The following is a 9,334-nucleotide window of genomic DNA, read 5'->3' as shown; positions in this document are numbered from 1 at the left end:
GCCCCTGCGTAGGCGCGGAGGAAATATGCGGCAGTCCCTTTTTGTACGCGTTTAGCTCTGCTGCGCCAGGTAGTTCAACAGCGTGGCGGTCAGCTCCGGGTCATGCGCCAGCGCCGTGCCGTTCAGGTGAGTTACCGGCGCAATCAGACGTACCGACGACGCCAACCACACGCCATCCGACTCAAACAGGTCCTGCGGGTAGAGCGGACCGAAGCCCAGCTCCCAACCGGCCTGGCGTGCCGCCTCGAACACCGCGCCCTGCGTGGTGCCGGGGAGGATGCCGTGGCTCGGCTCGGGCGTGTACAGCACCTTCTTGCCGTCCTCAATCTTGGCGACCAGCACCGAGGAGGTGGCACCCTCCAGCACGCGACGCTCGTCGGTGATGAAGATAGCGTCATCCGCGCCGCGCTCCTGCACGTACCGCAAGACCGCCATGTTCACCGCGTAGGAGAGGGTCTTCGCACCCGCCAGCAGCCACGGGTAGGCGCTGTTGTCCATCGGCTCGTGGCCGCGCGGCAGCAGCATCGCCTTCACGCCTTCGGTGCGGCGCTTCACGATAGAGGCGGGCACCGGCGACGCCATAATCAGCGTGTACGGGCCCGGCTGCATAGAAGTCACCGCCTGGGTGGGGCCGCGCGAAATAATGATCTTCACGATGTGCTCTTCACCCAGCGCAGTCTCGGCACCGGCGGTCGCCTCACGCATGAGGCGCTCCACCGCCGAACGCAGAATCTCGGGTTCCGGGTCGGGCAAATCCAGCATGCGCGCCGACGACTCGAGGCGGGACAGGTGCATGCCGAGCTTACGCACGCGACGGTTGACGGACAGCATAGTCTCGAAGACGCCGTCGCCGCGGGTGAAGCCCTGATCATCAACGCTGATGAGGGGTACGGACGGGTCAACGAAGATGCCCTGCGGGTTCTGCTCGTTCAGAAGAATTACGGTACTAGACATAGTTTTATTGTACGTTCGCAGCAGAACCGTAGGCAGGAGGCGCCGTACCTTCCTGAAGCGACATCAGGGTGCCCGAAGCGAAGCGAGGGCGGGTGCCCCTGTAGGAGCGAAGGAAGAGTACAAGCGCCTCCCTACTCATGTCCCAAGTGGAGCTAGGCGCGGAGGAAATATGCGGCACCCCGCCTCCCTGTAGGAACGAGGGCGAATACCGTCTCCCAAGCGGAGCCACGAAAGCGGAACCGCAAGCTACTGCCGGAAAGAACTAGGCCCAGAGGAACTGAATCGTACCCGCCGCAATAGACGCACCGTACGCAACAGCGATAATGACGGCGGCAGCAATGCTCACGTGCACGTCACGGGGCGAATAGGAGGGTACGCGAGCCCAGGTGCGTTCGCCTGCGCCGAAGCCGCGCGCCTCCATGGTGATGGCGAGGCGGGAGCCGCGGCGGATAGCCTGCACGAGCAGGGCGAAGCTCTGACCGCCAAAGGTTTGCGCACGCCCAATGAGTGACTGTCCTGCACCGAGTCCGCGGGCGCGTCGTGCCTGGCCGAGGGCGTTCCATTCGGCGAAGAGAATGCCGACGAGGCGCAGGGCGGCGACGGTGGCGAGCACGAACCGGGAGGGCAGTTTGAAGGTCTGCGCGAGGGAGTCGCCGAGGTCGGTCGGGTCGGTGGTGAGTACGAATGCGAGGGTGGGTAGGACCATGGCGAGGGAGCGGATCATCATGGCTGCGCCGACGGCGGCGGAGTCGGTGGTGATGGTGTTGAAGCCGAGGTCGAGGATGGTGGTGCCGGTTTTGGCGCTGAGCATGGCGACGGACCAGCCGGTGGTGATGACGGCGATGAGGATGGGCCAAAAGCGGGCGAGGACGTTGACGGGTCGGAATCCGACGAGGATGAATCCGAGCAGTTCGAGGGCGAAGAGGATTCCGGAGGTGAGGGGGTCGCGCACGATGAGTGCGGCGATGATGAGGGTGAAGGAGACGATGAGTTTTACGCCGGCGTTGAGGTTGCTGAAGTAGCTGGTTCGGTCGATGGTGCCGAAGAAGTCGGTGTTCATGCGTTCTCCTTTCCGGGGGTTGCGAGGGCTTCGGAGGTGTCTAGGGCTTCGAGGGTGATGTGGTTGCCGCCGAGTGCGGCGGTGTAGTCTTCGTCGTGGGTGATGGAGATGACGGCGGTGCCGTCTGCGAGGAGTTCGCGGATGAGGTCGACGAGTTCTGCCCAGGTTCGTGCGTCTTGGCCGAAGGTGGGTTCGTCGAGGATGAGGATTTTGGGTGCGGTGGCGAGTGCGGAGGCTACGGAGAGCCTGCGTTTTTCGCCGCCGGAGAGGGTGAAGGGGTTGGCGTCGAGTAGGTGGGTGAGGCGTAGGCGGGTTGCGAGTTCGTTGGTGCGGGCGGTGAGGTCGTCTTCGTTGAGGGGGCTGCGGGTGAGTGCGGCGAGTCGGCGGGGGCCGAGTTCGAGTTCTTCGCGTACGGTTCCGCGGATGAATTGGTATTCGGGTTCTTGGAAGACGTAGCCGATACGGCTGAGCATTTGGGCGGGGGTCCAGGTGGGCACGTCCCAGTGGGCGCGCTCGCCGCCGTGGTTGCCGCCGTGGTTGCCGTCGTAATTACGCAGCGCGTCGGTGGCGGTGAGGGTGCCGTCGGGTGCGGTGAGGAGCCCTGCGAGGCTGAGGGCTAGGGTTGATTTGCCGGCGCCGTTGGGCCCGAGCACGCTGAGGTGTTCGCCGGCGTGCAGGGTGAGGTTGATGCCGCTGCGCAGTACGGGCAGGTCGGTGGGTGCGGGTGCGGGGGTGTCGCCGAGGCGTTTGATGGTGCGTCGGCGTGCACGTCGTTGTTTGGGGGTGGGTTGTGCGCGGGTGATGCTGAGGTTTTCGGCGCGCAGTAGCGCTTCGCCGTGTTCGCTATCGCTGTCACTCTGCGGTGCACGCGGCACGTAGTTGGGTACCCATACGCCCGCGTCGATGAGTTCTTGGCGGGCTTCGGTGAGTACGGTGTCGGGTGCGCCGTCGTGGGTGATGGTGCCGCCTTCGCCGAGCACGATAATGCGGTCCATGTGCGGCGCCCAGATGCTCACGCGGTGCTCCACGACGAGCAGGGTCGCGCCGGTCGCTTCCGCGGCGGTGAGGATGCTGTCGCGTACTTCCTGCACGCCTGAGGGATCGAGGTTGGCGGTGGGTTCGTCGAGGATCATGGCGCCGGGGTGCATCGAGAGGATGCCCGCCAGGCCGAGGCGCTGCTTCTGACCGCCGGATAGTGCGCTACTGGGGTGATCGAGGGCAAGGTGGTTGAGTCCTACGGCGGTGAGGGCTTCGGTGACGCGGTCCCAAATTTCTTCGCGGGGTACGCGCAGGTTTTCGGGGCCGAACGCTACGTCGTTGCCGACGGTTGCCATGACGATGGAGGATTCGGGGTCCTGCTGCATCATGCCTGCGGTGCCGCGTGCTTCGGCGGGTGCTTGCCCGTTGATGGTGATGGTGCCGCCGGCGGATTCGCCGTCGTCATCGTGGAGCACACCGGCGATGGCGTGCAGGAGCGTCGATTTGCCGGCGCCGGAGGTGCCCAACAGCAGGACTTTTTCACCGGGGTTGATGGTGAGGTTGAGTCCGCTGATGACGGGTTCTGGGCGTCCGGGGTGGTGCCAGCTGAAGTTGTTGAGCTCGATGCGCGCCCCGCGCGGTGTTGCTTCCATGATGGTTCCTTAGCCTTTTGTGTGGCTGCTGTTGTGTGCCGAGTGGTGACTCGTTGTGAGTGACTAGTTGGTGGCTAGTTGCTGGTGGTTAGCGGCGGGTCTTGCCGGATGCCAGCGAGGAGAGCACACCGGTCTTGGCGAGGTTCTGCACGAGAATCCATGCGAGGAAGCCTGCGATGACGGCGCCGGAGATGACGGCGCACGCTACGTAGATGATTGCCTTGAGCGGTTCCATGTCGGGGTAGTAGATGAAGATTTCGTTAACGCCCATGAACAGGCCGCTGAGCGCACCGGCGAAGATGGCGATAGTTGCGTTCCAGCGGCGGTAGCGGAAGATTGCGAAGGCGATTTCAGCGCCGACGCCCTGGAAGAAGCCTGCAATCAGGATTTCGCCGCTCCATGCGCCGCCGGTGAAGAGTACGGAAATGAATGCTGCGACGATTTCGCCGAAGAGTGCCGCACCGGGCTTGCGGATGAGCAGGCCGCCGAGGGTGCCGCCGAGTAGCCACGCGCCGGCGACGATGGGGCGGAATTCGGGTGCTGCTACGAGTGCGGTTTTGGCGGCGGGGCCGACTGCGATGTCCCAGATCCAGAAGATGACGGCGCAGGCTACTGCGATAACTGCAGCGATGACGATTTCGTTGACTCGCCAGCGCAGGTTCGGCTTCTTCGCTTCTGCCTGGGTAGATGCCTGGGAGGCGGGGGTTGCGTTCTGTGACATTGGTGGTCCTTCCGTCGTTGGAAGGGGAATGTCCTCGCCCTCTGATTGGACGAGGGCATTGAGAAGAAATTCGACTCCCTACGCCGGTACTAACCGGATCAGGTTCGAGGGTCTGCTTAGCACTCTCAGCGCCTCGGTGGCGCTCCCCTGTCGTTTGGGGTTCCTTGTCCGTACCGTTGTGGTGCGGGTGGGAACCCAGGTTCGATTGTAGGCTTGTCTGGCTGTTCGTGCCAATTTGCCGCTTTTTGTTTCGTTCTTCTGCCCACATTACAGAATTGCACGGTGTACAATTTTGGGACGGAGAGGCTCCAAGGCGGCACGAACGCCTTAAACCCTATACGCTAGGGAGTGGCGCTCTTTTCTTACCCAACCCCGAAGGGGTTCACGGGCAGGACGCCGCATCGTATACAGCTAAGGAGATACACATGAACCCCGTCGCTAAGCTTGCTATTGCGGGTATCAACATGGGCGCTGCTGCCCTGGTTGGTAAGGGCCTGGGCGCAGCCTGGACCAAGGCTACCGGTAACCAGCCTCCCGCCATTTCCCACGAGTCTGAAGACACCCTGCGTCAGGTCATCCTCTGGACCGTTCTGACCTCCGTCGTGGGTGCTGTGGTGAGCTTCGGTATTGCTCGCCTGCAGCGTCGTTTCTTCAACTAAGACTTTGCGCCTTCCGCGCGAATGTTCATGAGCTAGGCGGTACGTATCTCCACTCGGTACGTACCGCCTGGTGTTCCTTCTTCAGCACGCCCGCTCTACTTCAGCCGGTTTCATGCCGCCGCTACGCTGAAGCGCCACCTCGGCATCCGAAAGCACAACTATGACTATTTCTTCTCCCCGCCGTAAAACGAAGGCTCAGCGTAGGGTCGTTGACCACGCGAACAGCCGCCGTTCGGTCGCGTCCTGGGTCATGTGGGATGTTGGCTCGTCGAGCTTCGACTCGATTATGACGACCTTCATCTTCACCGTCTATCTGACCAGCAGCTATTTCGGTACGCCCGAAGAGACCTCTTCAGCGCTATCACTGGGTCTGACCGTTGCCGGTTTCCTCATTGCGATTCTAGCGCCGGTGACCGGCCAGCGTAACGACAAGTCCGGCAAGGGTATCTTCTGGCTCGGTGTGAACACCATGCTACTAGTCGGTTCGATGGCGGCGTGCTTCTTCGTGGGCCCCACCCCGCAGTACCTGTGGCTGGGTGTCACCCTGATTTCTGCGGCAAGCGTGTTCAGCGAGTTCGCGTACGTGAACTATAACGCCGTACTGCCGCGCATCTCCCACCCGGAGAATATCGGTAAGATTTCGGGCGCAGGATGGGCCGCCGGCTACATTGGCGGCATCCTGGCGCTGGCTGTGGTGCTGTGGGGTTTTGTGCTTACCCCCGAAGTACTCGGCCTGACCACCGATAACGCCCTGAATATCCGTGCGGTCGCACTGTTTGCCGCCGCCTGGTGTTTGATCTTCTGCCTGCCGCTGCTGGTGCGTATGCGCACCCGCGAGCGCTTCCTGCCGGAGGTGCTGCCCACCCGCGAACTGCGTTTCCTGGAGCTCGGTATGGAGCGTCTCTCCCCGGCTCGTCAGGGCGGTCTGCTCGCCTCCTACAAGGCGCTGTGGCGCACCATTAAGCGGCTGAAGATGACGTCCCCGCAGACCCTGTGGTTCCTGATTGCTTCGGCGGTGTTCCGTGATGGTCTGTCCGGTATTTTTACGTTCGGCGGTATTCTTGCGGCGGGCACGTTCGGTTTCAGCACTTCCGAGGTGATCCTGTTCGGTATTGCCGGTAGCGCTGTCGCGGCGGCTGGCGCGATCCTGGGCGGCTACCTGGATGACTACCTGGGCCCGAAGGCGATTATTGTTATCTCGCTGGTCGGCATTATCTTGGCGGCTACCCCGCTGATGTTCTTCCCCGAACCGGGCGTGTTCTGGGTATGCGCCCTGCTGTTGTGCCTGTTCGTGGGCCCGGCACAGTCGGCGTCCCGCACCTTCCTGGCGCGTCTGGCGGATCCCGGTACTGAGGGTGAGCTGTTCGGCCTGTACTCGACCACGGGTCGTGCCACCAGCTTCCTGGCACCGATGCTGTTCGGTCTGTGCGTGAGCATCATGGGCGCGCAGATTTGGGGTGTGCTCGGTATTCTGATCGTTGTGGTGGCGGGTCTGCTCCTGCTGCTGCCGGTGAAGGCGCCCGGTCCGCTGCGTATGCGTGCGGCTCGCCGCGAGCAGAAGCGTGAACAGAAGCGCCGCGACAAGGCCGCCCAGTAAGGCTGCCCAGTAAGGCGTCGCGGGGCTAAGCATCCTGCAAACCCCGCATACACAACCTCGCAAGCACACAGGGAGGGGCGGGTAGAAGAATGATCTTCTACCCGCCCCTCCCTCGTGCTTAAGCAGCGCCTATCGAGCAGTGCCTATCAAGCGGAGCTCAGTAAGCCGCGCCAGAGAGCCGTGTCAGTAAGCCACGTCAGAGAGACCCGGTGGCTAGTCCTCCACCACGTCATCCTCATCATCAGAGACAGCGTCCTCAGAGGAATCCAGCGCATTCTGATGCTCCTCCTCATCCAGAACCTCATCGCTGGTCATCTGTGCCCAGGTTGCGTCATCAATCAGCGGATCATCAATCACACGAACCCACAGCATCGAACCAGCCGCCAGGGCGCTCAGGTTCTCGTCATACGCCTCCGCAGGCAGACCCTCAAAGATCTCAGCCAGACGCGCAAACAGGTCATCATACGAAATGTCGCCCTCAGCCTGCAGCCAGCACTCAGCCGCAAAATCAGACAGCTCATTCAGCTCAGTGTCGCACAGCAGCAAGAACGGGCCGTCCTCACCCACACGCACACCCGAAGTACCCGGCATACGAGACACCGCAATCGTACCGTTCAAGAACACACCCGGCAGGTGATCCTCAACCGTGTACTTCTCCAGGCTCTCAACCTCATCAGCATTCGGCAGCTCACCACCATTCAGCAGGTCCTGAACCAGCGGCAGAGTGTCCTCAATCTCCGAGTACACCAGGCGCCACACGCCACCGCAACGCTCCACCAGCTTAGCCAGCGACACAACGCCCTCAGGGTGACGCGCCAGACCCGAACTCTGCTCACTCAAGAACACCAGAGCCTCATGCAGCGGAACACGCTCAAAATACGGCTCAGAAGCCGACTCATCACGAGAAATGAACACAATACGCGACAGCTCATAGCTGAGGTCATCACGATCAACCACATTCAGACCCAGATCCACCGGGTTCTGCTGATCCTTCGGCGCATTCGGGTCAACAATCACAGACAGCGGCTTCGGATACGGCGACACAACACCCTCATCCGAAATAATCGCAGTCTCATCAGTCAAGTACGCAAACTTCGAACCCAAGAAACGCGACGCAGTCGTCTTACCGCTACCAGAAACACCCACCAGCGCCACAGCGCGCTTCGACTCAGGGTCACCAATAACAGCCGCATGCAGCATCACACCGCGACCAACCAGCTGCTCAATCATCGCCAACGTAATACGGCTCGTCAGATCCTGCATACCCGAATCATCATCAGCCACACGCAGCGTCGAAACCTTATCAAACGAACCCATCAACGGATTCGCCAAATCCATCACCGACTCATCAGTCGGCGCATGAACCAGCATCACCTGATCAAAACGAGACAACGAAGCATACGCCTCATCAGGAGTATCAAAAAACTCCGGAGCAAGAGGCTCCCACGCCTTCTTAAAACGCTCCACAAAAGAGTCCGACATATCAATCAGATACACAGAAACTTCCGCGCCAGCAACACGCAGAACAACAGGCTTCAGATTCATCAAAAAATCCTTAGAGAGTGAGAGATAAAAACCCGCACGCGAGTGAACGCACGAGCACAAACAGGCGAAAAACCGCCCAACGCGGGCGCACAAACACACAGCCTGCACGCCCGCACCCCAAAGCGGGAAAGACTAAGACTCCGCAGAACCATCCGCAGGAATCATCGTCTGATGAAAATTCAAATAACTACGCGAAGCAGTCGGGCCACGCTGACCCTGGTAACGGTTACCATACGCACCAGAACCATACGGATGCTCAGTCGGGCTACTCAAACGGAAGAAACACAACTGACCAACCTTAGAACCCGGCCACAACATAATCGGCAAAGTCGCCATATTCGACAACTCAAGCGTCACATGCCCAGAAAAACCAGGATCAATAAAACCAGCCGTAGAGTGAGTCAGAAGACCCAAACGACCCAACGACGACTTACCCTCCAGACGGGCAGCCACATCATCAGGCAACGTCACCTTCTCATACGTAGAACCCAACACAAACTCACCCGGATGCAAAATAAACGGCTCATCAGGAGCCACCTCAACCAGGCGCGTCAAATCCTCCTGCGGCTGAGCAGGATCAATATGCGGGTACTTATGGTTATCAAACAGACGGAAGAAACGATCAATCCTCACGTCCACACTTGCAGGCTGAATCATCGACTCATCGAACGGTTCAAGAACGATGCGCCCATCAGCAATCTCTTGACGAATATCGCGATCTGAAATAAGCACGCTTAAAGGATACCTGGCAAACACCACCCACGTGCAGGCATCCACCAGCCCCAGCACACAGTCCTACATCACATTTCAACCCCGGCCACGCCACCAACAAGCGACGCAACATATTTCACCCCCAGCAAGCAGGCGCGATACACTGAAAAAGATGCGGCTGTAGCTCAATGGTAGAGCGCACGCTTCCCAAGCCTGATACGCGGGTTCGATTCCCGTCAGCCGCTCCAAAAGCCCCGGACTTCGTCGCGGGGCTTTTTATTTTGGGGTTGGGATGTGGAGGCTGAGCTAAGGGTTTAGGATGCGGCTTGGGTTGGACAGGTCGAGGCGGCATGTTCCTAGCTCCTGCAGGGAACCCGTCCTCGCTCCGCTTCGGACACCCTGATGTCGCGACGGAACATACCGGCCTCTCCCCTATCCCCTCCCCTCTCCGGGAAG

General features: G+C 60.7%; 8 protein-coding genes, 1 tRNA gene and 1 riboswitch. Of the genes, 3 read left to right on the top strand and 6 right to left on the bottom strand.

Annotation, left to right across the window (positions count from 1 at the left end):
• Positions 1 to 51: 51 nt before the first annotated feature.
• The 4 genes from HMPREF2712_RS02035 to HMPREF2712_RS02020 form a co-directional block, all read right to left on the bottom strand.
• On the bottom strand, positions 52 to 954 hold the full coding sequence (locus HMPREF2712_RS02035) for an aminotransferase class IV (RefSeq protein WP_005509006.1): 903 nt from the start codon (positions 952 to 954) through the stop codon (positions 52 to 54).
• Between the two features lie 262 nt (positions 955 to 1,216).
• Complete coding sequence (locus HMPREF2712_RS02030; RefSeq protein ID WP_070819138.1) at positions 1,217 to 2,014, bottom strand: energy-coupling factor transporter transmembrane component T family protein; 798 nt, start codon at positions 2,012 to 2,014, stop codon at positions 1,217 to 1,219.
• A complete protein-coding gene (locus HMPREF2712_RS02025) occupies positions 2,011 to 3,645 on the bottom strand; it encodes an ABC transporter ATP-binding protein (protein ID WP_070819137.1) in 1,635 nt (544 codons plus the stop codon). The genes HMPREF2712_RS02030 and HMPREF2712_RS02025 overlap by 4 nt, the downstream gene beginning before the upstream one ends.
• 88 nt (positions 3,646 to 3,733) lie before the next feature.
• Positions 3,734 to 4,366 (bottom strand): ECF transporter S component, encoded by a 633-nt coding sequence (locus tag HMPREF2712_RS02020; RefSeq protein ID WP_049354955.1) that lies wholly within the window; start codon positions 4,364 to 4,366, stop codon positions 3,734 to 3,736.
• Positions 4,367 to 4,424: 58 nt separating this feature from the next.
• A riboswitch (TPP riboswitch) is annotated at positions 4,425 to 4,525 on the bottom strand.
• A 266-nt stretch (positions 4,526 to 4,791) separates the two neighbouring features.
• Between HMPREF2712_RS02020 and HMPREF2712_RS02015 the strand changes: the two genes are divergently transcribed.
• Positions 4,792 to 5,025: a DUF4235 domain-containing protein gene (locus HMPREF2712_RS02015; protein ID WP_005506756.1), complete on the top strand. Its 234-nt coding sequence runs from the start codon at positions 4,792 to 4,794 to the stop codon at positions 5,023 to 5,025.
• 160 nt (positions 5,026 to 5,185) lie between these two features.
• Positions 5,186 to 6,622, top strand: a complete 1,437-nt coding sequence (locus HMPREF2712_RS02010) for an MFS transporter (RefSeq protein WP_070819136.1) — start codon at positions 5,186 to 5,188, stop codon at positions 6,620 to 6,622.
• Positions 6,623 to 6,835: 213 nt separating this feature from the next.
• Here the strand turns inward: HMPREF2712_RS02010 and HMPREF2712_RS02005 are convergent, their stop codons facing one another.
• Positions 6,836 to 8,167, bottom strand: coding sequence for a septin family protein (locus HMPREF2712_RS02005; protein WP_070819135.1), 1,332 nt, complete (start codon positions 8,165 to 8,167; stop codon positions 6,836 to 6,838).
• Between the two features lie 132 nt (positions 8,168 to 8,299).
• On the bottom strand, positions 8,300 to 8,899 hold the full coding sequence (gene dcd, locus HMPREF2712_RS02000; RefSeq protein ID WP_070819134.1) for a dCTP deaminase: 600 nt from the start codon (positions 8,897 to 8,899) through the stop codon (positions 8,300 to 8,302).
• A 153-nt stretch (positions 8,900 to 9,052) separates the two neighbouring features.
• Between dcd and HMPREF2712_RS01995 the strand changes: the two genes are divergently transcribed.
• A tRNA-Gly gene (locus tag HMPREF2712_RS01995) sits at positions 9,053 to 9,126 on the top strand.
• Positions 9,127 to 9,334: the final 208 nt, after the last annotated feature.

It is taken from the genome of Rothia sp. HMSC064F07 (assembly GCF_001837265.1).
GTDB classification, from domain to species: domain Bacteria; phylum Actinomycetota; class Actinomycetes; order Actinomycetales; family Micrococcaceae; genus Rothia; species Rothia mucilaginosa.
Note: the sequence above shows the minus strand (reverse complement) of the source record. Positions and strands in the feature narration are given on the sequence as shown.